General features: G+C 70.4%; 23 protein-coding genes and 1 tRNA gene. 19 read left to right on the top strand and 5 right to left on the bottom strand.

Annotation, left to right across the window (positions count from 1 at the left end; all coding sequences use genetic code 11):
- Nucleotides 1-23: 23 nt before the first annotated feature.
- The 12 genes from hisG (at nucleotide 24) to pyk (ending at nucleotide 14,305) form a co-directional block, all read left to right on the top strand.
- Nucleotides 24-866: an ATP phosphoribosyltransferase gene (gene hisG / locus WFI00_RS13680; protein ID WP_336632760.1), complete on the top strand. Its 843-nt coding sequence runs from the start codon at nucleotides 24-26 to the stop codon at nucleotides 864-866.
- On the top strand, nucleotides 866-1,630 hold the full coding sequence (gene hisF, locus WFI00_RS13675) for an imidazole glycerol phosphate synthase subunit HisF (protein ID WP_336632759.1): 765 nt from the start codon (nucleotides 866-868) through the stop codon (nucleotides 1,628-1,630). Before hisG ends, hisF begins: the two co-directional genes overlap by 1 nt.
- Nucleotides 1,627-1,986: a phosphoribosyl-AMP cyclohydrolase gene (gene hisI / locus WFI00_RS13670; RefSeq protein WP_336632758.1), complete on the top strand. Its 360-nt coding sequence runs from the start codon at nucleotides 1,627-1,629 to the stop codon at nucleotides 1,984-1,986. Before hisF ends, hisI begins: the two co-directional genes overlap by 4 nt.
- Nucleotides 1,983-2,594, top strand: coding sequence for a Trp biosynthesis-associated membrane protein (locus tag WFI00_RS13665; protein ID WP_336632757.1), 612 nt, complete (start codon nucleotides 1,983-1,985; stop codon nucleotides 2,592-2,594). Before hisI ends, WFI00_RS13665 begins: the two co-directional genes overlap by 4 nt.
- A 36-nt stretch (nucleotides 2,595-2,630) precedes the next feature.
- A complete protein-coding gene (locus WFI00_RS13660) occupies nucleotides 2,631-2,861 on the top strand; it encodes a DUF6704 family protein (RefSeq protein ID WP_336632756.1) in 231 nt (76 codons plus the stop codon).
- A 2-nt stretch (nucleotides 2,862-2,863) separates the two neighbouring features.
- Nucleotides 2,864-3,640 (top strand): indole-3-glycerol phosphate synthase TrpC, encoded by a 777-nt coding sequence (gene trpC, locus WFI00_RS13655; protein ID WP_336632755.1) that lies wholly within the window; start codon nucleotides 2,864-2,866, stop codon nucleotides 3,638-3,640.
- Nucleotides 3,637-4,899 (top strand): tryptophan synthase subunit beta, encoded by a 1,263-nt coding sequence (gene trpB / locus WFI00_RS13650; RefSeq protein WP_336632754.1) that lies wholly within the window; start codon nucleotides 3,637-3,639, stop codon nucleotides 4,897-4,899. The genes trpC and trpB overlap by 4 nt, the downstream gene beginning before the upstream one ends.
- Nucleotides 4,896-5,687, top strand: a complete 792-nt coding sequence (gene trpA / locus WFI00_RS13645) for a tryptophan synthase subunit alpha (RefSeq protein WP_336632753.1) — start codon at nucleotides 4,896-4,898, stop codon at nucleotides 5,685-5,687. Before trpB ends, trpA begins: the two co-directional genes overlap by 4 nt.
- 10 nt (nucleotides 5,688-5,697) lie before the next feature.
- The gene (gene lgt / locus WFI00_RS13640; RefSeq protein ID WP_336632752.1) at nucleotides 5,698-6,684 is read left to right on the top strand and encodes a prolipoprotein diacylglyceryl transferase; all 987 of its coding nucleotides are present in this window, start codon (nucleotides 5,698-5,700) and stop codon (nucleotides 6,682-6,684) included.
- 64 nt (nucleotides 6,685-6,748) lie between these two features.
- A complete protein-coding gene (gene gltB / locus WFI00_RS13635) occupies nucleotides 6,749-11,347 on the top strand; it encodes a glutamate synthase large subunit (protein WP_336632751.1) in 4,599 nt (1,532 codons plus the stop codon).
- Nucleotides 11,340-12,809 carry a glutamate synthase subunit beta gene (locus WFI00_RS13630; protein WP_336632750.1) on the top strand — a complete coding sequence of 490 codons (1,470 nt, stop codon included), beginning with the start codon at nucleotides 11,340-11,342 and terminating at the stop codon, nucleotides 12,807-12,809. Before gltB ends, WFI00_RS13630 begins: the two co-directional genes overlap by 8 nt.
- 47 nt (nucleotides 12,810-12,856) lie before the next feature.
- Nucleotides 12,857-14,305 carry a pyruvate kinase gene (gene pyk, locus WFI00_RS13625; protein WP_336632749.1) on the top strand — a complete coding sequence of 483 codons (1,449 nt, stop codon included), beginning with the start codon at nucleotides 12,857-12,859 and terminating at the stop codon, nucleotides 14,303-14,305.
- 85 nt (nucleotides 14,306-14,390) lie between these two features.
- On the opposite strand, the gene WFI00_RS13620 is transcribed toward pyk, so the two are convergent.
- Nucleotides 14,391-14,473 (bottom strand) — tRNA-Leu (locus WFI00_RS13620).
- Between the two features lie 34 nt (nucleotides 14,474-14,507).
- Between WFI00_RS13620 and WFI00_RS13615 the strand changes: the two genes are divergently transcribed.
- Entirely contained in the window at nucleotides 14,508-15,128 is a 621-nt protein-coding gene (locus WFI00_RS13615) for an ANTAR domain-containing response regulator (RefSeq protein ID WP_336642368.1), read from the top strand.
- Nucleotides 15,129-15,256: 128 nt separating this feature from the next.
- Here the strand turns inward: WFI00_RS13615 and WFI00_RS13610 are convergent, their stop codons facing one another.
- Nucleotides 15,257-15,682, bottom strand: coding sequence for a hotdog fold thioesterase (locus WFI00_RS13610; RefSeq protein ID WP_336632747.1), 426 nt, complete (start codon nucleotides 15,680-15,682; stop codon nucleotides 15,257-15,259).
- Between the two features lie 66 nt (nucleotides 15,683-15,748).
- Here WFI00_RS13610 and polA point away from each other — a divergent pair, with 66 nt between their 5' ends.
- The 6 genes from polA to WFI00_RS13580 all read left to right on the top strand — a co-directional run bounded on the left by polA (nucleotide 15,749) and on the right by WFI00_RS13580 (nucleotide 23,806).
- Complete coding sequence (gene polA / locus WFI00_RS13605; RefSeq protein ID WP_336632746.1) at nucleotides 15,749-18,388, top strand: DNA polymerase I; 2,640 nt, start codon at nucleotides 15,749-15,751, stop codon at nucleotides 18,386-18,388.
- Between the two features lie 43 nt (nucleotides 18,389-18,431).
- Nucleotides 18,432-20,108, top strand: coding sequence for a DUF885 domain-containing protein (locus WFI00_RS13600; protein WP_336632745.1), 1,677 nt, complete (start codon nucleotides 18,432-18,434; stop codon nucleotides 20,106-20,108).
- 72 nt (nucleotides 20,109-20,180) lie between these two features.
- Nucleotides 20,181-21,221: an LLM class flavin-dependent oxidoreductase gene (locus WFI00_RS13595; RefSeq protein ID WP_336632744.1), complete on the top strand. Its 1,041-nt coding sequence runs from the start codon at nucleotides 20,181-20,183 to the stop codon at nucleotides 21,219-21,221.
- Nucleotides 21,222-21,253: 32 nt separating this feature from the next.
- The gene (locus WFI00_RS13590; RefSeq protein WP_336632743.1) at nucleotides 21,254-22,636 is read left to right on the top strand and encodes an MFS transporter; all 1,383 of its coding nucleotides are present in this window, start codon (nucleotides 21,254-21,256) and stop codon (nucleotides 22,634-22,636) included.
- 28 nt (nucleotides 22,637-22,664) lie between these two features.
- Nucleotides 22,665-23,426 carry an SGNH/GDSL hydrolase family protein gene (locus WFI00_RS13585; RefSeq protein WP_336632742.1) on the top strand — a complete coding sequence of 254 codons (762 nt, stop codon included), beginning with the start codon at nucleotides 22,665-22,667 and terminating at the stop codon, nucleotides 23,424-23,426.
- Nucleotides 23,427-23,545: 119 nt separating this feature from the next.
- Entirely contained in the window at nucleotides 23,546-23,806 is a 261-nt protein-coding gene (locus tag WFI00_RS13580; RefSeq protein ID WP_336632741.1) for a DUF6458 family protein, read from the top strand.
- Between the two features lie 6 nt (nucleotides 23,807-23,812).
- Here the strand turns inward: WFI00_RS13580 and WFI00_RS13575 are convergent, their stop codons facing one another.
- The 3 genes from WFI00_RS13575 to WFI00_RS13565 all read right to left on the bottom strand — a co-directional run bounded on the left by WFI00_RS13575 (nucleotide 23,813) and on the right by WFI00_RS13565 (nucleotide 26,370).
- Nucleotides 23,813-25,075, bottom strand: coding sequence for an MFS transporter (locus WFI00_RS13575; protein WP_336632840.1), 1,263 nt, complete (start codon nucleotides 25,073-25,075; stop codon nucleotides 23,813-23,815).
- Between the two features lie 130 nt (nucleotides 25,076-25,205).
- The gene (locus WFI00_RS13570) at nucleotides 25,206-25,616 is read right to left on the bottom strand and encodes an arsenate reductase ArsC (protein WP_336632839.1); all 411 of its coding nucleotides are present in this window, start codon (nucleotides 25,614-25,616) and stop codon (nucleotides 25,206-25,208) included.
- Nucleotides 25,617-26,004: 388 nt separating this feature from the next.
- Nucleotides 26,005-26,370, bottom strand: coding sequence for a Shedu anti-phage system protein SduA domain-containing protein (locus WFI00_RS13565; RefSeq protein WP_336632838.1), 366 nt, complete (start codon nucleotides 26,368-26,370; stop codon nucleotides 26,005-26,007).
- Nucleotides 26,371-26,483: the final 113 nt, after the last annotated feature.

The following is a 26,483-nucleotide window of genomic DNA, read 5'->3' as shown; positions in this document are numbered from 1 at the left end:
CTCCCAACGAAAGCTCCCGCGACATGCTGCGAATCGCCGTGCCGAACAAGGGGTCGCTCGCCGACACCGCCGCCGAGATGCTCGCGGAGGCCGGCTACACCGGCCGCCGCGACTCCAAGGAACTGCACATCATCGACCCGCGCAACGAGGTCGAGTTCTTCTACCTGCGTCCGAAGGACATCGCGACCTACGTCGGATCCGGCGCCCTCGACGTGGGGATCACCGGCCGCGACCTGCTACTGGACGCACGGATGCCGGGGGCGCGCGAGATCGAGCAGCTCGGCTTCGCGCGATCGACCTTCCGCTTCGCCGGTCGTCCCGGCCAGTACAGCGAGGTCACCGATCTCGACGGGGTGCGCATCGCCACGTCGTACCCCGGCCTCGTGGACGGCTTCCTCGATTCGCACGGCGTCGCGGCGGACCTCGTCCCCCTGGACGGGGCGGTGGAGTCCGCCATCGATCTCGGCGTCGCGGATGCGATCGCCGACGTCGTCGAGACCGGCACCACCCTCAAGCAGGCCGGGCTCGAGGTGTTCGGACCCGTGATCCTCCAGTCCGAGGCGGTGCTCATCGGCGCGCCGGCCGAGGCCGACGGCACCGAGACGCTGCTGCGACGCCTGCGCGGAGTGATGGTGGCGCGTCAGTACGTGCTCATCGACTACGACCTGCCCGCCCACCTCGTCGACCAGGCCGTCGCCCTCGCGCCCGGCATCGAGTCGCCCACGATCTCTCCGCTGCGCGACCCCGCCTGGGTCGCGGTGCGGGTCATGAGCCCCCGCAAGACCGTCAACCAGGTCATGGATGCGCTCTACGCGATCGGCGCGCGGGCGATCCTGGTGACCGCGATCCACAACGCGAGGCTCTGATGTCCCTCGCGTGCCGGGTGATCCCGTGCCTGGACGTGGCCGCCGGCCGCGTCGTGAAGGGTGTGAACTTCGAGAACCTGCGGGACATGGGAGACCCGGTCGAGCGGGCCGCGCTGTACTTCTCCCAGGGCGCGGACGAACTCACTTTCCTCGACGTGACCGCGACGGTCGACGACCGCTCGACGACCTACGACGTGGTGCGCCGCACCGCCGAGGAGGTGTTCATCCCGCTGACGGTCGGCGGGGGCGTGCGCTCCGTGGACGACGTCGCACGGCTGCTCGGCGTCGGCGCGGACAAGGTCGGGGTGAACTCCGCGGCGATCGCACGCCCGGATCTCGTCGGTGAGATCGCGGACCGCTTCGGAGCGCAGGTGCTCGTGCTGAGCCTCGACGTCAAGCGCGCGGCCGGCACGCGGTCCGGCTTCGTGGTCACCACGCACGGCGGGCGCACCGAGACGACGCTGGATGCCCTGGACTGGGCGCGTGAGGCGATCGACCGCGGCGCCGGCGAACTGCTGGTCAACTCCATCGACGCCGACGGGACGAAGGACGGGTTCGACCTCGAGCTCATCGGCCTCATGCGCGAGATCTCCTCCGTGCCCGTCATCGCCTCGGGCGGCGCAGGTCGCGCCGCGGACTTCGCCCCCGCGATCCACGCCGGCGCGGACGCCGTGCTCGCGGCGTCCGTCTTCCACTCCGGCGAACTGACGATCGCGGATGTCAAGGAGTCGCTCGCCGCCGAGCGGATCGAGGTCCGATCGTGAGCGGCGAGACCGTCGACGAGCGGATCGCCCGGGTGCGCTTCGACGCGTCCGGACTGGTGGCCGCGATCATCCAGCAGCACGACACCGGCGAGGTGCTGATGCTCGGGTGGATGGATGCCGAGGCACTGCGGCGCACGCTCACCGAGGGCCGGGTGACGTTCTGGTCGCGTTCGCGGCAGGAGTACTGGCGCAAGGGCGACACCTCCGGGCACGCCCAGTACGTGCGCGGCGCCCGCTTGGACTGCGACGGCGATGCGGTCCTCGTCCGGGTCGAGCAGATCGGCGCCGCGTGCCACACCGGCGACCGCACCTGCTTCGACGCGGACGATCTCGCGCCGGTGGAGGGATGGGCGTGACAGCCCGCGCGCGGATGCTCGCCGTCCTGGCGATCGTCCTCGGCGGCGCGATCGCCATCATCTCCTCGACCCAGACGTGGCTCGAGGTCACGCTCCGCACGGGCGCGACGGAGGCTCTTCCGGTCCCCGGTGCCTCCGCGGTGCCGCTCCTGGCGCCCCTGAGCCTTGCCGCGCTCGCCCTCGGTCTCGCTCTCACGGTGGTCGGGCGCGTGCTCCGCTACGCATTCGGCGTGCTCGCCGCCGTCATCGGCGGGTCCCTGCTGGTCGCCGCCGCGCGGATCCTCCTCGAGCGACCGCTCGATGCCGTCGCGGGGGTCGTCACGGGGTCGACGGGTCTGTCCGGCGCGGACGCGATCTCGGATCTCGTCGGCGAGACGGCGGCGACCGGATGGCCCGTCGCCGCGGCCGTCGCCGGCGCCCTGATCGCTTTCGGCGGCGCGTGGACGCTCGCCACCGCGCACCGCTGGCGCGGCGGCGGCCGACGCTACGAACGGGACGACGCGCGGCCCGGCCACACGGCGGGGGCGCGGCCGCACGACGCCTCGCGGGACGACGCGATCGACTCGTGGGACGACCTGTCGCGCGGCGACGATCCGACCTCCCGCTAGACTGGCCGGGAACCCCGCAGCACACCGAGGAGCATCATGAGCAACAGCATCGACGACCCCGGCCACGGACACTCGCCGGCCGCCTGGACCGCCGTTGTGATCATGTTGCTCGCCGTGACGCTCGGCACCGTCTTCTTCGTGCTCGACATGCCCGCGCTCGTGTGGGCCTCCGCGGGCCTGCTCGTCGGCGGCGCGATCGTGGGCTGGGCCTTGGCCAAGGCCGGGTACGGCGTGAACGGCCCCAAGTACAGCCCGAAGCAGCACTGATCATGCTCGCAGGCCTCACCGCCGGTGCGGTCGAGGATGCGGAGGCACGCGCCGAGGCGCGTCCGCTCGGCGACGTCGAGCGCGCCGCCCTCGCCCAGGCACCCGCCCTCGACGCTCTCGCCGCCCTGGCTCCCGCGGACCGCGTGAAGATCATCGCCGAGGTCAAGCGCGCGAGCCCGTCGCGCGGCGACCTCGCCGCCATCCCCGATCCGGCCCTCCAGGCACAGCTCTACCAGCAGGGCGGCGCCTCCGCGATCTCGGTGCTCACGGAAGGTCGGCGGTTCAAGGGCTCCCTCGCCGACCTCGAGGCCGTCAAGGAGCGCGTGGACGTGCCGGTGCTCCGCAAGGACTTCATCGCCACGCCGTACCAGGTGCTCGAGGCGCGTGCGTCGGGCGCCGACCTCGTGCTCCTGATCGTGGCGGCGCTCGACCAGCCCGTGCTCCGTCGGCTCCACGACCTCGTCCTCCAACTGGGGATGACCCCCCTCGTCGAGACGCACTCGCGCGAGGAGCTCGACCGCGCCGCGGATCTCGGTGCCAAGCTCATCGGCGTCAACGCGCGCAACCTCTCGACCTTCGAGCTGGACCGCGACCTCTTCGGCTCCCTCGCCGCCGATTTCCCCGCCGACGCGGTGCGGATCGCGGAGTCGGCGGTCCTGGCTCCCGCCGACGTCGCCCACTACCGCTCGGCCGGGGCCGACGTCGTGCTCGTGGGCGAGGCCCTCGTGACGAACGACCCCGTGTCGACCCTGCACGCCTTCCTGGAGGCCGGATCATGACGAGCCTGCGCGATCAGCACGGCCCCTTCTTCGGCGAGTTCGGCGGGCGGTACATGCCCGAGTCGCTCATCGCCGCGATCGACGAGCTCACGGCGGAGTACGAGGCGGCGACGGCCGACCCCGCCTTCCACGCGGAGTTCGAGAGCCTCCTGCACTCCTACGCCGGGCGCCCGTCGGCGCTCACCGAGGTCCCGCGGTTCGCCGCGCACGCGGGGGGCGCACGGATGTTCCTCAAGCGGGAGGACCTCAACCACACCGGCTCGCACAAGATCAACAACGTCATCGGTCAGGCGCTGCTCACTCGGCGCCTGGGCAAGACCCGCGTCATCGCCGAGACGGGCGCCGGTCAGCACGGTGTCGCCACCGCGACCGCCGCGGCGCTCTTCGGGTTCGAGTGCACCGTCTACATGGGCGAGGTGGACACCGAGCGGCAGGCGCTGAACGTGGCGCGGATGCGTCTGCTCGGGGCCGAGGTCATCCCGGTCACGACGGGGTCCCGCACCCTCAAGGACGCGATCAACGAGGCGTACCGCGACTGGGTGGCCTCCGTGGAGACGACCAACTACATCTTCGGCACGGCGGCGGGTCCGCATCCGTTCCCGGCGATGGTCCGCGACTTCCAGAAGATCATCTCGGAGGAGGCGCGGCAGCAGCTCCTCGACGAGACGGGCCGCCTGCCCGACGCCGTCGTCGCGTGCGTCGGGGGCGGGTCGAACGCGATCGGCATGTTCGACGCGTTCCTCGACGATCCCGACGTGGCGCTGTACGGCGTCGAAGCGGCCGGCGACGGCGTGGACACCCCGAAGCACGCCGCCTCGATCGAGCGCGGTCGCCCGGGCGTCCTGCACGGTGCGAAGACGTACGTGCTGCAGGACGAGGACGGCCAGACCGTCGAATCGCACTCGATCTCGGCCGGACTCGACTACCCGGGCGTCGGACCTGAGCACGCGTGGCTCGCCGACATCGGGCGGGCGAGCTACATCCCGGCGACCGACGCGGAGGCGATGGATGCGCTGCGCCTCCTCTCGCGCACCGAGGGCATCATCCCGGCGATCGAGTCGGCCCACGCCCTGGCGGGAGCGCTGCGGCTCGGCCGGGAACTCGGCCCGGACGCGATCATCGCGGTGAGCCTCTCCGGCCGCGGCGACAAGGACATGGACACGGCCGCGCGCTGGTTCGGCCTGTACGACGACGGCGACGGTCCCGTGGACGAGCCGCCCGCGGACGACGCCGCGAGCGGCGAGGGGGTCGAGCTGTGAGCCGCGTCGCCGCAGCCATCGACGCCGCCCGCGCCGCGGGGCGGGGTGCCTTCGTCGGCTACCTCCCTCTGGGCTACCCGAACCTGCAGACGAGCATCGACGCCGCCGTCGCGCTGGCGGAGGCCGGAGCCGACATCCTCGAGCTCGGTCCTCCCTACTCGGATCCGGTGATGGACGGCACGGTCATCCAGGAGGCCACGCAGGCGGCCCTCGCCGGCGGCTTCCGCGTGAGCGACACGTTCACCGCGGTCCGCGAGATCGCCGCACGCACCGACGTGCCGATCCTCGTGATGACGTATTGGAACCCGGTGATGCAGTACGGGGTCGATCGTTACGCGGACGACCTCCTCGCCGCCGGGGGCGCGGGCCTCATCACTCCCGACATCACTCCCGATGCCGCCGCCGACTGGATCGCCGCCTCGCGACGGACCGGGCTCGACCGGGTGTTCCTGGCGGCGCCGACCTCCACCGAGGACCGGCTGCGGATGATCGCCGAGGCCTCCACCGGCTTCGTCTACACCGTGTCGACGATGGGGATCACGGGGGAGCGGGCGGAGCTCGACGCCGCCGCCCGCACGCTCGTCGGTCGCCTCCGTGCCCACGGGGTCGAGCACGCCTGCGTGGGCATCGGCATCTCGACGGCCGCCCAGGTCGCGGGCGTCGTCGACTACGCGGACGGAGCCATCGTCGGCACGGCGCTGGTGCGGGCTCTGCGCGACGGGGGCGTTGCCGGCCTCGTCGCCGAGGCGCGCTCGCTGGCATCCGGCACGGCCCGCGCGGCGAAGTAGACTGCCCCTCGTGCTTTCCTCCCTCTCCGTCGTCGCCAGCATCCCGAGCCCGCCGATCAGCAGCTTCGCGCTGGGCCCGCTGACGATCCACTTCTACGCGCTGTGCATCCTCGCGGGGATCGTCGCGGCCGCGTTCATCACGAACCACCGCCTCACCCGCCGCGGCGCGGAGCCGTGGGTCGTCATCGACATCTGTCTGATCGCGGTGCCGCTCGCCATCATCGGCGCGCGCGCGTTCCACGTGGTGACGCACTGGAGCTACTACTTCGATCAGGGCCGCGAGTGGTGGAACCCGTTCGTGAAGGACGCGATCTGGAACGTGTGGGACGGCGGGATCGCCATCTTCGGCGCCCTGCTGGCGGGCGCACTGGGCGCGTGGCTCGGCTGCAAGTGGACCGGCATCCGGTTCTGGACGTTCGCCGACGCCCTGGCTCCCGGCCTCCTCCTCGCGCAGGCGATGGGCCGCTTCGGCAACTGGTTCAACCAGGAGCTCTACGGGCAGCCGACCGACCTGCCCTGGGGACTCGAGATCTCCTACCCCAACCCGGCATGGCCCGTCGGCCTGCCCGAGGGCACGCTGTTCCACCCGACGTTCCTGTACGAGGTCATCTGGAACACGCTGGGCGTCCTGTTCCTGTTCTGGGTCGGCAAGCGCTTCACCCTGCAGTGGGGCCGGCTGTTCGCGCTCTACCTCGTCTGGTACAGCGCGGGACGCATTGTGTGGGAGAACATCCGCATCGACCCGAGCGAGGTCTTCTTCGGTCTGCGCACCAACGTCTGGGCCGCCATCGGCGGCGTCATCGTCGGCATCGTCATCTTCGTCGTGCAGACACGTCGCCACCCGGGGCTCGAACCGTCCCCGTACCAGCCGGGGCGCGAGCGCACCGGCGGGCGGGCTGTACAATCACAGGACACCGACGATTTCGTGGACGTGAGCGCACCCCCTGCGTCCGATCTCGCCGCGGACGCTGCCACAAGCACAGTCGCCTCGAAGTAACAACCACAGCATCATCGCAGGGCCGACGTCGTCCCGGATCAGCTTGACCATGAGGACGGTAGCAATGGCCTCGAGCCCCCGTCGTGAAACGACCTCCGACAGCAGTGCGCGTACGGCAGCGGGCTTCCCCGCGAAGCAGGGCATGTACAACCCGGCGTTCGAGAAGGATGCCTGCGGCCTCGCCATGGTGGCGACGCTGCGCGGTGAGCCCGGCCACGACATCGTCGAGCTCGCGCTCACGGCGCTGCGCAACCTCGAGCACCGCGGCGCGATCGGCTCCGACGCGGGGACCGGCGACGGTGCCGGCATCCTCACGCAGATGCCCGACGCCTTCCTGCGCGAGGTCGTCGACTTCGACCTGCCTCTGGTGGGGGAGTACGCCGCCGGAATGGCGTTCCTGCCGCTGGACGACGAGGAGCGCGCCGAGGTCAAGGCGGGCGTCGAGCGGATCGCCGCCGCCGAGGGACTCACGGTCCTGGGGTGGCGCGTCGTCCCCACCGAGCAGGAGAACCTCGGCAAGCTCGCCCACGCGGCCCGCCCCGCGTTCGAGCAGCTGTTCGTCTCGCGCCCGGCCGTGGGGGACGCCCCCGCGCTGAGCGGCATCGCCCTCGACCGCCGTGTCTACCGCCTGCGCAAGCGCGCGCGTCGCGAGCACGACGCGTACTTCGTCTCCCTGAGCGCCCGCACCCTCGGGTACAAGGGGATGGTGACCACGCTGCAGCTGGAGCCGTTCTACCCCGACCTGCAGGATGAGAGGTTCCAGAGCGAGCTCGCGGTCGTGCACTCGCGGTACTCGACCAACACCTTCCCCTCGTGGCCGCTCGCGCAGCCCCTGCGGATGCTCGCGCACAACGGCGAGATCAACACCGTCGGAGCCAACCGCAACTGGATGCGGGCGCGTCAGTCGCAGCTGGAGTCGGAGCTCATCGGCGACGTGCGTCCGCTGTTGCCCATCTGTACGGAGGGCGCGAGCGACTCGGCCTCGTTCGACGAGGTGCTCGAGCTGCTCACTCTGACGGGGCGCAGCCTGCCGCACGCGATCATGATGATGGTGCCCGAGGCCTACGAGAAGCAGGCGACCCTCGACCCGGACCTGCGCGCCTTCTACGAGTACCACTCGATGCAGATGGAGCCCTGGGACGGCCCGGCCGCGCTCATCTTCACCGACGGGACGATCGTGGGCGCGACCCTCGACCGCAACGGGCTCCGCCCCGGCCGGTGGACCGAGACCACCGACGGGCTCGTCGTGATCGGGTCCGAGACCGGCGTGCTGGACTTCGCCCCCGAGCGGATCAAGCGTCGCGGGCGCCTGCGTCCGGGGCGGATGTTCGTGGTCGACACGGCACAGCGCCGCATCATCGAGGACGACGAGGTCAAGCGCGATCTGGCGAACCTGCAGCCGTGGCAGGAGTGGCTGGACGCCGGGCGCGTGCGCCTCAAGGACCTCCCCGAGCGCGAGCACATCGTCCACCCGATCGCCTCGATCACCCGCCGCCAGCGGACCTTCGGATACACGGAGGAGGAGGTGCGCATCCTCCTCACCCCGATGGGTCAGAACGGTGCCGAACCGCTCGGCGCGATGGGTTCCGACGCGCCGATCGCGGTGCTGAGCGAGCGCCCGCGTCTGCTCTTCGACTACTTCGTGCAGCAGTTCGCGCAGGTGACGAACCCGCCGCTCGACTCGATCCGCGAAGAGGTCGTGACCTCTCTCGCGCTGGGGCTCGGCCCCGAGCGGAACCTGCTCGACTGGGGACCGGACCACACGCGGACGATCACGCTCGATTTCCCGGTGATCGACAACGACGAGCTGGCGAAGCTCCAGAACATCGACAAGGCGCTGCCGGGCCGCCGGAGCGTCACCGTCCGCGGCCTCTACCACTTCGACCAGGGCGAGCACGCGCTCGAGAACCGCCTCGAGGAGATCTGCGCCGAGGTCGACGCCGCCATCGAGCAGGGTGCCGAGTTCATCATCCTGAGCGACCGGGACTCGAACAAGGACCTCGTCCCGATCCCGTCGCTGCTGATGCTCTCGGCGGTGCACCACCACCTCATCCGACGCGAGAACCGCATGAAGGTCGGTCTCGTGGTCGAGGCGGGCGATGTCCGCGAGGTCCACCACGTGGCGACGCTGATCGGATACGGTGCCTCCGCCGTGAACCCGTATCTGGCGATGGAGACCGTCGAGTACCTGGTGCGCGCGGGCTTCATCACCGGGATCTCGCCGGAGAAGGCGGTCAAGAACCTGATCTACGCGCTCGGCAAGGGCGTGCTGAAGATCATGTCGAAGATGGGCATCTCGACGGTGTCCTCCTATGCCGGCTCCCAGGTGTTCGAGGCCGTGGGTCTGTCGGAGCAGTTCGTCGCGAAGTACTTCACCGGCACCGAGACGAAGCTCGGCGGCGTCGGCATCGACGAGATCGCCCGCGAGAACCAGGCGCGCCACGACTACGCCTACCCCGAGGACGGCGCGGCGCGTGCGCACGAGCGCCTGTGGACCGGCGGCGAGTACCAGTGGCGTCGCGACGGCGCGCCGCACCTGTTCAACCCCGACACCGTGTTCCGCCTGCAGCACTCGACGCGCGCGCGCCGGTACGACGTCTTCCGCGAGTACACGAAGCTCGTCGACGACCAGGCGGCCGAGCTGAAGACGCTGCGCGGCATGTTCCGGCTGAAGACCGGCGAACGTCCGCCCGTCCCGATCGACGAGGTCGAGCCGATCGAGTCGATCGTGAAGCGGTTCTCCACGGGCGCGATGAGCTACGGCTCGATCTCCAAGGAGGCGCACGAGACCCTCGCGATCGCGATGAACTCGATCGGTGCGAAGTCGAACACGGGCGAAGGCGGCGAGGACGTCGAGCGGTTGCTCGACCCCGCGCGCCGCAGCGCCATCAAGCAGGTCGCATCCGGGCGCTTCGGCGTCACGAGCATGTACCTGACGCACGCGGACGACATCCAGATCAAGCTCGCGCAGGGCGCCAAGCCCGGCGAGGGCGGCCAGCTGCCCCCCGCGAAGGTGTATCCGTGGATCGCCCGCACCCGTGGCGGGACCCCCGGCGTCGGGCTCATCTCGCCGCCGCCGCACCACGACATCTACTCGATCGAGGACCTCAAGCAGCTGATCTTCGACCTCAAGCGCGCGAACCCCGCGGCCCGGGTCCACGTCAAGCTCGTGAGCCAGTCGGGGATCGGCGCCGTCGCGGCCGGTACCGCGAAGGCCCTCGCCGACGTCATCCTCGTCTCCGGGCACGACGGCGGCACCGGCGCGAGCCCGCTGAACTCGCTCAAGCACGCCGGCACCCCGTGGGAGCTGGGCCTCGCCGAGACCCAGCAGACCCTCATGCTCAACGACATGCGCGACCGCGTCGTCGTCCAGGCCGACGGGCAGCTCAAGACCGGGCGCGACGTCATCATCGCGGCGCTCCTGGGCGCCGAGGAGTACGGCTTCGCGACGACCGCCCTGGTCGTCGAGGGGTGCATCATGATGCGCGTCTGCCACCTGGACACGTGCCCCGTAGGCGTCGCCACGCAGAACCCCGTGCTGCGTCAGCGGTTCACGGGGAAGCCGGAGTTCGTCGTGAACTTCATGGAGTTCCTGGCGCAGGAGGTGCGCGAGTACCTCGCCGAGCTCGGCTTCCGCTCGCTCGACGAGGCGATCGGACGCAACGACCTCCTGGACGTGAACGGCGCGATCGAGCACTGGAAGGCGAGCGGGCTCGACCTCACGCCGATCCTCGACGGCCCCTCGTTCGCACCCGAGACGCCGCGACGGCATCTGCGCGATCAGGACCACGAGCTGGACCAGCACTTCGACGTGGGCCTCATCGAGCGGGCGCAGGACGTCATCGCGCACGGCGGTCACCTCGCCGTGGATCTGCCCATTCGCAACACCGAACGCGCCGTCGGCACGATGCTCGGCAACCGGGTCACGCTGGCGCACGGCGAGCACGGCCTGCCCGCCGGCACGATCGAGATCAACCTGACCGGTTCGGCGGGCCAGTCGTTCGGCGCCTTCCTGCCCGCCGGGATCACGCTGCGCCTCGAGGGGGACTCCAACGACTACGTCGGCAAGGGCCTGTCGGGCGGCGAGATCGTCGTGCGCCCGCCGCGCGACGCCGAGTTCGACGCGTCGCAGAACGTCATCGCCGGGAACGTCATCGGCTACGGCGCGACGCAGGGCAGCCTCTTCCTCCGCGGTGTCGTGGGGGAGCGGTTCCTCGTGCGCAACTCCGGCGCGACCGCCGTCGTCGAAGGTGTCGGCGACCACGCCCTCGAGTACATGACGGGCGGCCTCGCGGTCATCCTCGGGGCCACCGGACGCAACCTCGGCGCAGGCATGTCCGGGGGCACGGCCTACGTCTACAAGCTCGACCGAGACCTCGTCAACCGCGAAGCGCTCGCCAGCGGCGAGCTGGAGCTCCGCGAGCTCGGCTCGGGCGACGTCGAGATCCTGCGTGACCTGCTCGAGCGCCACGTCGCCGAGACGGGCTCGACCCTGGCCGCCGCGCTCCTCGAGGACATCGAGGACGAGGCGCAGAACTTCGTCCGAGTGCTGCCGCGCGACTACGCGGCCGTACTGCAGACCCGACAGGACGCCGCCGCCGAGGGGCTCGACCCCGACAGCGACGTCGTCTGGACCCGCATCCTGGAGGTGACCGGTGGCTGACCCGAAGGGCTTCCTGAAGACCACCGAGCGCGAGCTCCCGGCGCGCCGGCCGGTTCCCGTGCGCATCATGGACTGGAAAGAGGTGTACGAGCCCGGCGACTCCGCCGTGCTGCGTCGCCAGGCGGGACGCTGCATGGACTGCGGCATCCCGTTCTGCCACAAGGGATGCCCGCTGGGCAATCTCATCCCCGAGTGGAACGACCTCATGTGGCGCGGGGAGGGGCGCGCGGCCATCGAGCGGCTGCACGCGACCAACAACTTCCCGGAGTTCACCGGTCGGCTCTGCCCGGCGCCCTGCGAGAGCGCCTGCGTCCTGGGGATCAACCAGCCCGCCGTCACGATCAAGCAGATCGAGGTCTCGACGATCGATGAGGCGTTCGCGAACGGATGGGTCGAGCCCGAGCCGCCCGCGCGCCTGACCGGAAAGACCGTGGCCGTCGTCGGTTCCGGCCCCGCCGGCCTCGCGGCGGCGCAGCAGCTCACGCGTGCCGGTCACACCGTCGCGGTGTTCGAGCGGGATGACCGCATCGGCGGCCTGCTGCGCTACGGCATCCCGGACTTCAAGATGGAGAAGCGTCACCTCGAGTCGCGCCTTCGTCAGATGCAGGACGAGGGCACGCGCTTCCGCGCGGGCGTCGAGATCGGCACCGACATCACGTGGGCCGACCTGCGGGCGCGCTACGACGCCGTCGTGATCGCCACCGGCGCCACGGTGCCGCGCGACATCCCGATCCCCGGTCGCGACCTCGACGGCGTGCACTTCGCCATGGAGTACCTCGTCGAGTCGAACAAGGCCGTCGCGGGCGACCAGGTGCCGCACCAGATCCACGCCGAGGGCAAGCACGTCATCGTCATCGGCGGCGGCGACACCGGAGCGGACTGCATCGGCACGGCGCACCGCCAGGGCGCGCTCAGCGTCACGAACCTCGCGATCGGCACGCAGCCGCCGACGGAACGCCCCGACCACCAGCCGTGGCCGACCATGCCCACCGTGTTCGAGGTCTCCTCGGCGCACGAGGAGGGCGGGGAGCGCACCTATCTCGCCTCGACGGTGGAGTTCCTCGGGAACGACGCGGGCGAGGTCCGGGCGCTGCGCCTGGCCGAGACGGAGTACCTGCCCGACGGGCGTCGCGTGCCCAAGAGCGGCACCGAGCGCGAGATCCCCGCAGACCTCGTTCTCATCGCGATGGGTTTCACCGGCCCGGAGCGCCCGGAGCTCGAGGAGCAGCTGGGTACCGTGTTCACGGGCCGCGGCAATGTCGAGCGCGGCGACGACTACCAGTCAACCGCTGCGGGAGTGTTCGTGGCGGGCGACGCCGGTCGTGGTCAGTCCCTGATCGTCTGGGCGATCGCCGAGGGGCGGGCTGCGGCGGCGGCCGTCGACGAGTACCTCATGGGACGGACGAACCTGCCCTCTCCCGTGGGGCCGCGCGACATCGCGATCGGCCTTCAGCCCGCGTAGGCTGAGTATCACCCCCGAACAACACACACAGACCGGAGAGTCAGTCAGTGAGACGCGCGAAGATCGTCGCAACCCTGGGACCGGCCACAGAATCGTACGAGATGATCCGCGCGATCATCGACGCGGGCGTGGACGTCACCCGAATGAACCTGAGCCACGGCTCCTACGCCGAGCACGAAGTCCGCTTCGCGAACGTGCGCAAGGCCGCCGACGACGCGGGGCGCGCCGTCGCCATCCTCGTCGACCTGCAGGGGCCGAAGATCCGCCTGGGGAAGTTCTCGGACGGCCCCCACGACCTCGCGGTCGGCGAGACGTTCCGCATCACGACCGAGGACGTCGTGGGCACCCGCGACCTCGTCGGGACCACGTTCGCGGGCCTCGCCGGCGACGTGAAGCCGGGTGACTTCCTCCTGATCGACGACGGCAAGGTGCGCGTCCAGGTCGAGAGCGTCGACGGCCCCGTGGTGACCACCAAGGTGGTCGTGGCGGGCACCGTCTCCAACAACAAGGGCATCAACCTGCCCGGCGTCGCCGTCAGCGTCCCCGCCCTGTCCGAGAAGGACGAGTCGGACCTGCGCTGGGGCCTCAAGGCCGGCGCCGACCTCATCGCGCTCTCCTTCGTGCGCGACGCCGCCGACATCTCGCGCGTGCACGAGATCATGGCGGAGGAGGGCCGGAAGGTCCCCGTGATCGCCAAGATCGAGAAGCCGCAGGCGGTCGACAACCTCGAGGAGATCATCGACGCCTTCGACGGCATCATGGTCGCTCGCGGCGACCTCGCCGTCGAGCTGCCGCTCGAGGCCGTGCCGATCGTGCAGAAGCGCGCGGTGGAGCTGTGCCGTCGGATGGCCAAGCCCGTCATCGTCGCGACGCAGATGCTCGAGTCGATGACCCACGCCCCGGTGCCCACGCGCGCCGAGGCGTCCGACGTCGCCAACGCCGTCCTCGACGGCGCCGACGCGGTCATGCTCTCCGGCGAGACCAGCGTGGGCGACTACCCCGTGGTCACGGTCCAGACGATGGCCCGCATCGTCGACTCGACGGAGGAGCACGGCTTGGAGCGCATCAAGCCGGTGCCGACCCGGCCGCGCACCCAGGGCGGCATCATCACCCTGGCCGCCAACGAGGTCGCGGAGTTCGTCGAGGCGAAGTTCATCTGCATCTTCACCGAGTCGGGCGACACCGCCCGCCGCATGTCGCGGCTGCGCCCCGGCATCCCGATGATGGCCTTCGCCGTCGACCCGGCGATCCGTCGCCGGATGGCCCTGACCTGGGGCGTGCAGTCGACGCTCGTCGAGCACGTCGCCCACACGGACCTGATGTTCATCCAGGTCGACGAGTTCTTCCTGAACAAGGGTCTGGCCAAGGAGGGGGACAAGGTCGTCGTGATCTCCGGGTCCCCTCCCGGAATCATCGGCTCGACCAACGACATCCGGGTCCACCGGATCGGCGACGCCGTCCACGGCAAGGCGCCGATCTACCAGTCGGAGAAGTAGGTCGGACGGACAGGGCGGATGGCCGGGGGAGCCCCGGGCATCCGCCCTTCGTCGTAACCGGGCCGTGTGCGCCGCGGGTGGTGGGTGCCGGTGGTGGGAGTCGAACCCACACGCCCTTGCGGGCAACCGAGTTTGAGTCGGTCGCGTCTGCCATTCCGCCACACCGGCGTGCGACGAATCGACCATACCGTAGGATTCAAAGGTGACTGAGCAGGAACTGAGCACCCCGTCGTCCGCGACCACGCCCCGCCGTGTCGTCGTGGCCGAGGACGAATCGCTGATCCGCCTCGACATCGTCGAGATCCTCCGCGACAACGGCTTCGACGTCGTCGGCGAGGCCGGTGACGGCGAGACCGCCGTCCAGCTGGCCACCGAGCTGCGCCCGGACCTCGTGATCATGGACGTGAAGATGCCGACCCTCGACGGGATCAGCGCGGCGGAGAAGCTCGGCAAGAACCACGTCGCCCCGGTCGTCCTGCTCACGGCGTTCAGCCAGAAGGAGCTCGTCGAGCGGGCCAGCGAGGCGGGCGCGCTCGCCTACGTCGTGAAGCCGTTCACCCCGAACGACCTGCTGCCGGCGATCGAGATCGCCCTGGCCCGCTACGAGCAGATCATCACGCTCGAGGCCGAGGTCGCCGACATGGTCGAGCGCTTCGAGACCCGCAAGCTCGTGGACCGCGCCAAGGGCCTGCTCAACGAGAAGATGGGGCTCAGCGAGCCCGAGGCCTTCCGCTGGATCCAGAAGGCGTCCATGGACCGTCGCCTCACGATGCAGGACGTCGCCAAGGCGATCATCGAGCAGCTCTCCCCGAAGAAGGCCTGACGCCGCACCTCCACCCGCTTTCGCCGAGACCGCCTCTGCGCGTCGAGACCCGCGACCACGCCGGCGGTCTCGACGCGGAGGGGCGGTCTCGACGTGGGAGGCGGGGCGCGGCGCGGAGCGCGCGGGCGTCAGAGGGCGCGGATCAGGTTCGTGATCCGGATCGTCGAGCAGCGTCGACCCTGGTCGTCGGTCACGGCGATCTCGTGCACGGTCATGCTGTGGCCGAGGTGGACCGGCGTGCAGACGCCGGTCACGACGCCGCTGGTCGCCGAGCGGGTGTGGGTCGCGTTGATGTCCACCCCGACGGCGAGCCGGTCGGGCCCGGCGTGGAGGTTGGCCGCCATCGACCCCAGGGACTCGCCGAGGACGACGTAGGCCCCGCCGTGCAGGAGCCCGACGGGCTGCGTGTTGCCCTCGACGGGCATCGTCGCGACGGCCCGCTGCACGGTGAACTCCGTGAACTCGATGCCCATCTTGTCGGCGAGGGCGCCCATGCCGCGCGCCCGCACCCAGGCGAGGCCGTCGACGTCATCGGGGGTGCTCGGAGCGGTCATCGTCCACCTTCGGATGTGATCAGTGCGGGGAGTTCCGGTGTCCGCGCCCGCGTCTAGGCTTGCAGGGTGACGGACTCCGGAAAGCCTACCCTCCTGGTCGTCGACGGCCATTCGCTCGCGTATCGCGCGTTCTTCGCGCTGCCGGTGGACAACTTCTCCACGAAGGACGGCCAGCACACGAACGGCATCTACGGATTCCTGTCGATGTTCGTGAACCTCATCAAGGCCGAGCAGCCCACCCACCTCGCCGTCGCGTTCGACACCTCCCGGCACTCCTTCCGCACGGACCAGTACCCCGAGTACAAGGCGAACCGATCCGAGTCGCCCGCCGAGTTCACCGGGCAGATCCCGCTCCTGCAGGACTGCCTGGCAGCGATGAACGTGCCCGTGCTCACGAAGCCGGGTGTGGAGGCGGACGACATCCTCGCCACCCTCGCCACCCAGGGCGCGGCCGCCGGGTTCGACGTCCTGGTCTGCTCCGGCGACCGCGACACGATCCAGCTCGTCACCGACGACGTCACGCTGCTCTACCCGAGCGTGCAGGGGGTGTCGCAGCTCAAGCGCTACACCCCGGACGCCGTCGTGGAGAAGTACGGCCTCCCACCCGTCAACTACCCCGACATCGCGGCGCTGGTGGGGGAGACGAGCGACAACCTGCCCGGAGTCCCGAAGGTGGGCGAGAAGACCGCGGTCAAGTGGCTCACCCAGTGGGGCACTCTGGACGCCCTGCTCGACAACGCGGAGAAGATCACCGGCGTCGTCGGCGGCAACCTGCGCGAGCACCTCGACGACGTCCGGCGCAACCGCTCCCTCAACGCCCTCCTCCGCGATGTCGAGCTGCCCGTCGGCCCCGCGGACCTCGCCGTACAGCCGATCGACGCACAGGCGGTGCGCGACATCTTCGCGCGGCTCGAGTTCCGCACCCTGCTTCCGCGCGTCTTCGATGCCGTCGGCGCGGACGCCGACGAGGCCGCGGCCGCGACGGCCCCCGCGGTCGTCGCGCCGGTCGCCGAGCAGCTGACCGCGCCCGCGATGGCCGACTGGATCGGTCGGCGCGAGGGCGAGCTGGCCCTCACCGTGACGATCGAGGGCGCGCTGCCCGCCCGCGTCGGGATCTCGGACGGCGACGCGGCGGTCGAGGCCACGTGGGACGACGAGGTCGCCGCCGCCCTGCGGCCGTGGCTGGAGGGCGACGCGCCGAAGGTCATGGTCGACGCGAAGCCCCAGGTGAAGGCGCTGCGCCGGGCGGGCGTCTCGCTGCGCGGACTCGCGTTCGATCCGATCCTCGCCGGGTGGCTCCTCCGACCGAGCTTCCCCGACAAGACCCTCGGGGATCTCGTCGACCGCTACCTGGACGAGAAGCTGCCCGAGGCCGACCCGACGCAGCTCGTCCCCGAGACCGAGGGGGCGACGCCGGCTCAGCTCGGCTGGTACGCGCTGCGGGTGACCGCCGCCATCCGCGACGACATGCCCGCGTCCGTCGCCCGGGTCATGACCGACATCGAGCTGCCGACGCTCGGCGCCCTCGCCGACATGGAGCTGGCGGGTGTGGCCGTCTCGCACGCCAAGCTGTCGGCGTTCTCCACCGAGCTCGCCGCCCGCGCCGACGACATCGCCCAGCGTGCGTACGCCGAGATCGAGCGCGAGGTCAACCTCGGCTCGCCCAAGCAGCTGCAGGAGGTGCTGTTCGAGCAGCTCCAGCTGCCCAAGACCCGCAAGACGAAGACGGGCTACTCGACGGATGCCGCCGTGCTCGCCGACCTGCAGGAATCGAACCCCCATCCGTTCCTGGACCTCCTCCTGCAGCATCGTGAGGCGACGAAGCTCCGCCAGATCATCGAGTCACTCGATGTCGCCATCGGCGCCGACGGCCGGGCGCACACGACGTACCTGCAGACCGGCAGCCAGACCGGGCGGCTCTCGAGCACGGACCCGAACCTGCAGAACATCCCGATCCGCAACGAGGAGTCGCACCGAATCCGTGCGGCGTTCGAGGTCGGCGAGGGCTACGAGACCCTTCTCACCGCGGACTACTCGCAGATCGAGATGCGGATCATGGCCCATCTCTCCGGCGACGAGGGCCTGATCGAGGCGTTCAACTCGGGGGAGGACCTTCACCGGTTCGTCGGCGCGCGCGTGTTCGGCGTGGATCCGGCCGACGTGACGCCCGCGATGCGGACGAAGGTCAAGGCGATGAGCTACGGCCTCGTCTACGGACTGAGCGCGTTCGGGCTGTCCAAGCAGCTGCGGATCGATCAGTCCGAGGCGAAGCTGCTCATGACCGAGTACTTCGCGCGGTTCGGCGCCGTGCGCGACTACCTGCGCGAGTCGGTGGCCCAGGCGCGCGTGGACGGCTACACGGAGACGATCTTCGGCAGACGGCGGCCCTTCCCCGACCTCGCCAGCCCCAATCGGGTGCTGCGCGAGAACGCGGAGCGTGCGGCGCTCAACGCGCCGATCCAGGGCAGCGCGGCGGACATCATGAAGCTCGGCCTCCTGCACATCCACGATCAGCTGCGCGCCGACGGTCTGCGTTCCCGCGTGCTGCTGCAGATCCACGACGAGCTCGTCGTCGAGGTCGCCGCCGGTGAGTGGGACGCGGTCGAGGAGATCGTGCGCACGCGGATGGGGGATGCCGCCGAGCTGTCGGTGCCTCTCGACGTGCAGATCGGTCGCGGCGAGAACTGGGACGTCGCGGGGCACTGATCGTCGGGCCGCGACCGCACGTGCCCCGGAATATGCTCGAAGGATGAACGAGACCCCACGGACGCCCACCCCCATCGACGCGATCGCCGAGGACTGGGTCGACACCGTCGCGGAGCAGTATCCGACTCTCGCGACGTACATCGGACGGTTCGAGCACGATGCGCGTCTGGACGACCTCTCCCCGGAGGGCACGGAGCGCGCCGCTGCGGCCGCCCGCGCCACGCTCGCGGCGCTGTCCGCCGCCGAGCCCGTCGACGCGGTCGACGTGGTCACCCGGGCCGACCTGTCCGCCGAGCTCGAGCTGAGGCTCGCCCTGCACGACGCCGGCGCCCACCAGCGCGACCTGAATGTGATCGCCTCGCCGGCACAGGAGCTGCGGAACGTCTTCGACCTGATGCCGACCGCCACCGTCGAGGACTGGGCGACGATCTCGGCGCGACTGGCGGCAGTGCCCGCTGCGCTCTCCGGCTACATCGCGACGCTGCGCGAGGGTGTCGCCGCAGGCAACGTGCCGGCGCGCCGTCAGGTGACGGAGGTCGTCACGCAGATCGCCCGCTACACCTCGGACGCGGGGTTCTTCGCGGAGTTCACCGGCGACGCTGCGCCCGCGGAGGGGCAGCTGCCCGCCTCGCTCGCCCGCGAGCTCGCGATCAGCAGCAACGCCGCCCGGGTCGCCTATGACGAGCTCGCCCAGTTCCTGTCGCGCGAACTGGCCCCCGTCGCCTCCGCACAGGACGCCGTGGGGCGCGACCTCTACGCTCTGCACTCGCGCCGCTTCCTCGGCGCGGAGATCGACCTCGACGAGACCTACGAGTGGGGTGTCGAGGAGCTCGCGCGGATGGTCGCCGAGCAGGAGTCCGTGGCGGACCGGATCTCCGCCGGAGCCTCTGTCGAGGAGGCCGTCGCGTTCCTCGAGGGCGACGAGACCCGCAAGCTGCGCGGCACGGATGCGCTGCAGCGCTGGATGCAGGAGACGAGCGACCGCGCCGTGGCAGAACTCGGGCGCAGCCACTTCGACATCCCCGAGCCGATCCGCACCCTGGAGTGCATGATCGCACCCACCCACGAGGGCGGCATCTACTACACCGGCCCCACGGACGACTTCTCCCGCCCGGGACGTATGTGGTGGTCCGTGCCGGAGGGCGTCGACACGTTCGACACCTGGCGCGAACTGACCACCGTCTACCACGAGGGCGTCCCGGGTCATCACCTGCAGATCGCCCAGGCCGTCTACAACCGTGCGGAGCTGAACTCGTGGCGGCGGCTCCTCGCCGGCTCCAGCGGTCACGCCGAAGGCTGGGCGCTCTACGCGGAGCGCCTCATGGAGCAGCTCGGCTATCTCGACGACCCCGCCGACCGGCTCGGGATGCTCGACGGTCAGCGGATGCGCGCGGCGCGGGTCGTCCTGGACATCGGCGTCCACCTGGGCAAGCCGCGTCTGGACGGCACGGGCGTCTGGGACGCCGACTACGCGCTCGATGTCATGCGCCGCAACGTCAACATGCCGGACGAGTTCATCCGCTTCGAGGTGAACCGATACCTCGGGTGGCCGGGACAAGCTCCGTCCTACAAGGTCGGTCAGCGCATCTGGGAGCAGATCCGCGACGAGACGGCGCAGCGGGAGGGCGCCGACTTCGACATCAAGCGGTTCCACATGCGCGCGCTGCGGCTCGGCGGCGTCGGCCTGGACACTCTGCGGATGGCGCTCGCCCACTCCTGACCGAGCGCATCCTGACGACCGCGACCGGACAATCCGGGGAATGATGACGCGCACGGGGGAGTTTGCATCCGTATGAATGCAGTTGAGCTGGGACTGGACACGTTCGGCGACATCTCCGTCGACGAGCACGGCACGCGATCGAGCGATGCGCAGACGATCCGCGACGTCGTCGACCAGGCAGTGCTCGCCGACCAGGTGGGCCTGTCCTTCTTCGGCGTGGGGGAGCACCACCGCCACGAGTTCGCTGTCTCGAGCCCCGAGATCGTCCTCGCGGCGATCGCGGCGCGCACCGAGCACATCCACGTCGGGACCGCCGTGACCGTCCTCTCCAGCGACGACCCCGTGCGCGTCTACGAGCGGTTCGCCACGCTCGACGCCGTCTCCCGGGGGAGGGCGGAGGTCATCCTCGGCCGGGGGTCGTTCATCGAGTCGTTCCCGCTGTTCGGCTACGACCTCCGCGACTACGACGTCCTCTTCGACGAGAAGCTCGACCTGTTCTCCCGATTGCTCACCGAGGAGCCCGTGACCTGGGAAGGCACCACCCGGGCGTCCCTCTCGAACGCGGACGTCTTCCCTAAGACGGAGAGCGGCCTGCGCGCCTGGGTCGGCGTAGGGGGCTCGCCGGAATCGGTCGTGCGCACCGCGCGCCACGGCTACGGGCTGCTCCTCGCGATCATCGGCGGCTCGGCGGAACGGTTCCGCCCGTTCGTCGACCTCTACCACCGTTCGCTCGACTCGTTCGGCCGTGACCGGCTCCCGGTGGGCATCCACTCGCCGGGCCACGTCGCGCCGACGGATGCTCAGGCGTGGGACGAGCTGTATCCCGCGATGGAGGCGAATCGCAACGCGATCGGCGCGGAGCGGGGATGGCCGCCGTACAGCCGCCTCCAGTTCCAGCACGACGTCGGCCCGGAAGGTGCGATCTACGCCGGTTCTCCGGAGACAGTGGCGCGGAAGATCGCGGCGACCGTGCGCACGCTCGGCGCCGACCGGTTCGACCTGAAGTACGCCAACGGCACGCTGCCGCACGCGACGATGATGCGGTCGATCGAGCTCTACGGCACGGAGGTCGCGCCGATGGTGCACGATCTTCTGGCCGACGACCGGGCATGACAGCCACGGACACCGGTCCGTAACATGCAACCATGACGGATGCCCTGCCCCGCCCCGGTACGACGGTCGCGACGCGGCTGGATGCCCTCCCGTTCACGCGCCCGCACCTCCGCGTCCTGACCGGCTCCGGTCTCGGATGGGCCCTCGACGCGATGGACGTCGGGCTCGTCTCGTTCGTGATCGCGGCGCTGATCGCCGAATGGTCTCTGACGGGGGAGCAGGCCTCGTGGATCGCCTCCGCGGGGTTCGTCGGCATGGCGGTCGGCGCGAGCGTCGGAGGCCTTCTCGCCGACCGGTTCGGTCGCCGGTCGGTGTTCGCTCTCACGCTGCTGGTGTACGGCCTCGCGACCGGCGCCAGCGCTCTCGCGGGCGGCCTCGCGGTCCTCATCGCGTTGCGTGTGGTCGTCGGGCTCGGGCTCGGCGCGGAGCTGCCGGTCGCGAGCACGTACGTCAGCGAGTTCGCGCCGGCCAGGATGCGCGGCCGGCTCATCGTCATCCTCGAGGCGTTCTGGGCCGTGGGGTGGACGGCGGCCGCGCTGATCGGCTACCTGGTGATCCCGAACCTCGACGACGGATGGCGGTGGGCGCTGGCTCTCGGCGCCGTCCCCGCGGTGTACGCGCTGGTCGTGCGGTGGGGTCTCCCCGAGTCCGCGCGGTGGCTCGAGCGCCGCGGTCGTCACGCCGAGGCGGACGCCGTCGTCGCACGCTTCGAAGCCGCCACGAACGGGGGGTCCACCGCCCGCGCCGTCGGTCCGGTCGCCGGACCGGCGCCCACCGCCGGCGAGGAGAGCGGCGCGGGGGTAGCGCCGACCTCGGGCGCGCGGGTCGCCGCCCTCTGGTCCGCCGAGTTCCGCCACCGGACGGCGTCGCTCTGGGTCGTGTGGTTCTGTGTGAACTTCGCCTACTACGGAGCGTTCATCTGGATCCCGGCCATCCTGTTCTCCCAGGGGTACGACCTCGTGAAGTCGTTCGGTTTCACCCTCGTCATCACGCTCGCCCAGCTCCCCGGCTACGCGGTCGCCGCGTGGCTGATCGAGGTGTGGGGGCGTCGGCTGACGCTCGCCGTGTTCCTGGCCGGTTCGGCGGCATCCGCCGTGCTCTTCGGCACCGCGACGGGTGAAGGGGCGATCATCGCGGCGGGCATGGCCCTGTCGTTCTTCAACCTCGGCGCGTGGGGAGCCCTCTACGCGGTGACTCCGGAGAGCTATCCCACCTCACTGCGGGCGACCGGCTCGGGCTGGGCGGCCGGTGTCGGGCGCATCGCGTCGATCGTCGCGCCCCTGAGCGTTCCGCCGCTGCTCGCGATCGGGGGCACGCCCGTCCCGTTCGCGGTGTTCGGAGCGTTCTTCGTCGTCGCGGCCGTCGCCACCTGGGGGCTCGTGGATCGTCGCGGCGCCGCCCTCGATGACCGCTGAGGCCGCAGCGCGGTCGTAGGCTGGCCGGATGGCATCCGTGCGTTTCGTCGCCATCGGCGACTCCTTCACCGAGGGCGTGGGCGACGAGCTCCCCGACGGCACCGTGCGCGGCTGGGCGGACCTCGTCGCCCAGGGCTGGGCCGATTCGCGCGCTGAGCCCATCGAGTACGCGAACCTCGCGATCAGGGGGAAGCTCGTCTGGCCGATCGTGGCGCAGCAGTTGGAGCCCGCGCTGGCCCTGAAGCCCACCCACCTGTCGTTCAACGGCGGCGGCAACGACATGCTGCGTCCGCGGACATCGATCTCGCACATCGCGGACGCCTTCAGCCAGGTGCTGCGCCGGTGCGACGAGGAAGGCGTCCGGCTGATCCTGCTGTCCGGGGCCAATCCCTCCGCCCAGCTTCCGATGGGACGCATGATCCAGCGGCGCGGCGACCTGATGTCGGATGCCGTCATCGAGCGGATGGCGGGGCGCGACGACGTCGCTCGCGCGTTGAACTGGCCCGACGCCACACTGTCCGACCCGTCGTTCTGGTCCGAGGACCGGCTGCACATGAACAGTCGCGGCCATCATCGCGTCGCCGCCCGGGTGCTGGAGGCATTGGGGGAGCGCGCACCGGACGACTGGTGGTCGCTGACCGAACTGCCCGATGCGGCGACACTCGCCCGCGGCGAGTACTTCCGCGAGCACCTCGGACCGTGGGTGCGGCGCCGCCTGACCGGCACCTCGTCCGGCGACGGCCGCGAGCCGAAGTTCGGCGGCGGGTGGATCGAGGTCGCGCCGCGCTGACCGCGTCGGCCCATACGTCGCCCCGTCGTGTCAAGGGCATGGCCGACCCCCGATGCATCCGAGACCATGGACCGGCGCGGTGCCCCGCCGCGCCAGGATTCTCCGAAGGAGCACCACTCATGAGCATCGGAGCGGGCATCGCCCTCATCGTGATCGGCGCGATTCTGGTCTTCGCCATCGACGTCGACACGAGCGGCTTCGTCGATCTCGATCTGATCGGCTACATCCTGATGGGAGCCGGTGTGCTGGTCTTCCTGCTGGGACTGGTCTTCACCTTCCGCCGCCGGTCGACGGCGCAGGTCACCCGCACGGTCGATCCGGTCGCGGGGGAGCGGATCACCCAGACCGAATCGCGCACGTCGGGCGACGGCGCCGTCTGACCGCCCTCAGCGCCCGATGCGTCGGCGCGGCGTCGGCGGGGGATCCATCCCCAGCAGGACACGAGTCTTCCGACGCTCGATGACGATGAACGTCCACCCGATCATCCACAGCGGCACCTGGGTCAGGAAGGCGATGCGGAACGCGTCCAGACGGTAGGTGGCGGGAGTGCCCGCCCCCTGCAGGTCGAGGGCGAGGCCGATCGCGAAGATCGCCAGCAGGGCGGCGAGGAAGCCGCCCACGTTGGTGATCCCCGTGGCCGTGCTGAGCCGATGGGCGGGATTGTGCGTGCGGGCGTGGTCGAACGCGATCATCGATGCCGGCCCGCCCATCGCGAGCGCGAAGGCGAGGACGTACAGCAGCCACACGGGCGCAGCTCCTGGCCACGCGATCACCACGAGCCACGCGGTGGCCTGGACGGCGATCGCGGGAAGGACGAGCACCCGGGAGCGCAGGTGCGGCACGCGCCGCGAGAGGTCGCCCATGATGGGGCCGAGCGCCATGCCCACCACCACGTACGTCGACAGGACCGCCGCGGCGTGCCCCTTGTCGAGGCCTTCGCCGGCGGTGAGGAAGGGCATGCCCCAGAGGAGGACGAAGGCGGTCCCGGCGAAGGGTGTCGTGAAATGCGACCAGAACGCGAGCCGGGTGCCCGGGTGCGCCCACGCTGCGCGGATGCCGACGCCGGTGTCCATCGATGAGCGCACGACGCGGATCGTTCCGGTGTTCGTGTCGACCGACAGGTCGGCATCGAGCTCCGGGGGACGGTTGCGGATGAAGACGGCGACGAGGATCCCGAACAGGACGCACAGTCCGGCGATGCCCCCGAAGGCGATCTCCCAGCTCGTGGCGTGCAGCACCGCGGCGAGCGGTGCGAGGGAGAGGAGCTGGCCGGCCTGACCCACCAGGCCGGTGAGCTGGCTCATGAGAGGCCCGCGTTGGGCCGGGAACCACGTCGCGACGAGGCGGAGGACGCCGGGGAAGATCGCGGCGTCGCCGGCGCCGAGGAGCGTCCGGGCGAAGATCGCGACGCCGACGCTGGGGGAGAAGGCGAGGGTGAGCTGGCCGGCCGCCATGAGGAGCATCCCGACGGTCATGATGGGTCGCGCGCCGTAGCGATCGAGGAGGAGGCCCACGGGGATCTGCATCCCGCCGTACACCGCGAGCTGGACGACGGCGAACATCGACAGTGTGGCCGCGTCCGCGCCGAAGCGCTCGGCGGTGTCGACGCCGACTGCGGCGAGCGAGCTGCGGTTCACGACGGCGAGCATGTAGGCCGAGACGCCCACGGTCCAGATGAACCAGGCCCGCCATCCCGGTCCCGTGTGCGAGGAGGGGATGCGGACGGTTCTCACCCCTCCACGCTAGTCGCGTGCGCGGGGGTGCCCGACCGCCCGCGGCTCACCGTGCCTGGTCGGGGCGGGCCGCGACGTCGAGCGACGCGAGGAGCGCCGCCACGCGCGAGCGGATCTCGTCGCGGATCGGCCGGACGCCGTCGATCGCCTGACCCGCCGGATCGTCGAGCTCCCAATCCTCATACCTCTTGCCGGGGAAGACGGGGCACGCGTCGCCGCAGCCCATGGTGATCACGACATCCGCCTGCCGCACGTCGTCGACGCTCAGCAGCCGCGGGGAGGTCGCGGAGATGTCGATGCCGTCCTCGGCCATGGCGTCCACCGCGACCGGATTGACGCCGTCCGCGGGGGCCGAGCCTGCGGAGCGCACGTCGACACGATCGCCGGCGAGCTGCTGGAGGTAACCGGCCGCCATCTGCGATCGGCCCGCGTTGTGGACGCAGACGAACAGGACCATGGGGGTCGTCACGCCCCGATGCTACCGAACGGCGAGCCGGCGTCGCCGTCGTTCCGAACGGCGCGTGAGGGCGACGGAGGGGTCGCGCCCCGTCGGCGTGCTCGCCGCAGAGGAGTGGATGTCGCATCGTACTGGGGAGGAGCATTACCAGGATGAGCATTATTCGTTGGACACCTGAAGACTGCTTGTCCGGGTTCGCGCCGCCGGTCCCTTCCACAACCGTAGCCATGGAGCTCGCGCGGGGCTGATGCTCCGGGGGCCAAGAAAGTGGTCACCGCGGCTGTACGGAAGTCATCGAGTTCGCGTGAGGCGACGGCATCAACATTGATCATCGCTGGGGTGGCTCGCCCGCGTGGACAACAGTGGCGATGACTTCTATAAGTGATCTTCAGCTTGGCGGCGGGGCGTGTGTAAAGTCGACAGCCAGGAGATCGCGGAGGATCTTCAGGTTCGCAAGGACCTCGTCGAATGTGATGATGCTCAAGACGCTCGAGTTCACTCGAAAGAGCTCTAGTGACTTGAGCTTGTTGGGCTCTTCCGGCGTTGGAAGGCGTCCTGCGACCACGAAGCAGCCGATGGAGTAGGCCTCAATGTCGTGCTGCCACGAGTCGGACTTCACATTGGCGAAATGTAGCTTCAGCTGATGCGCCTGATCCAGCACTTGCGTCACAGCCTCCGAAAGCTCAGACGAGACCCCGAATACTCCGTCGCGGTACGCCCGCGACTTGACTATCTGGGTTTTCGGCTTCTTGATCTTGGGCCGCCCCCTTCATTCGGTCCGGTCGCTGTGCGAGTCGTCGGTTTCCGATTGATGGGTGCATTGCCGAGCGTAGTCGACGGGTGCGAGGTAGCCGAGCGATGAATGCC

It is taken from the genome of Microbacterium sp. MMO-56 (assembly GCF_037146215.1).
GTDB lineage: Bacteria > Actinomycetota > Actinomycetes > Actinomycetales > Microbacteriaceae > Microbacterium.
Note: the sequence above shows the minus strand (reverse complement) of the source record. Positions and strands in the feature narration are given on the sequence as shown.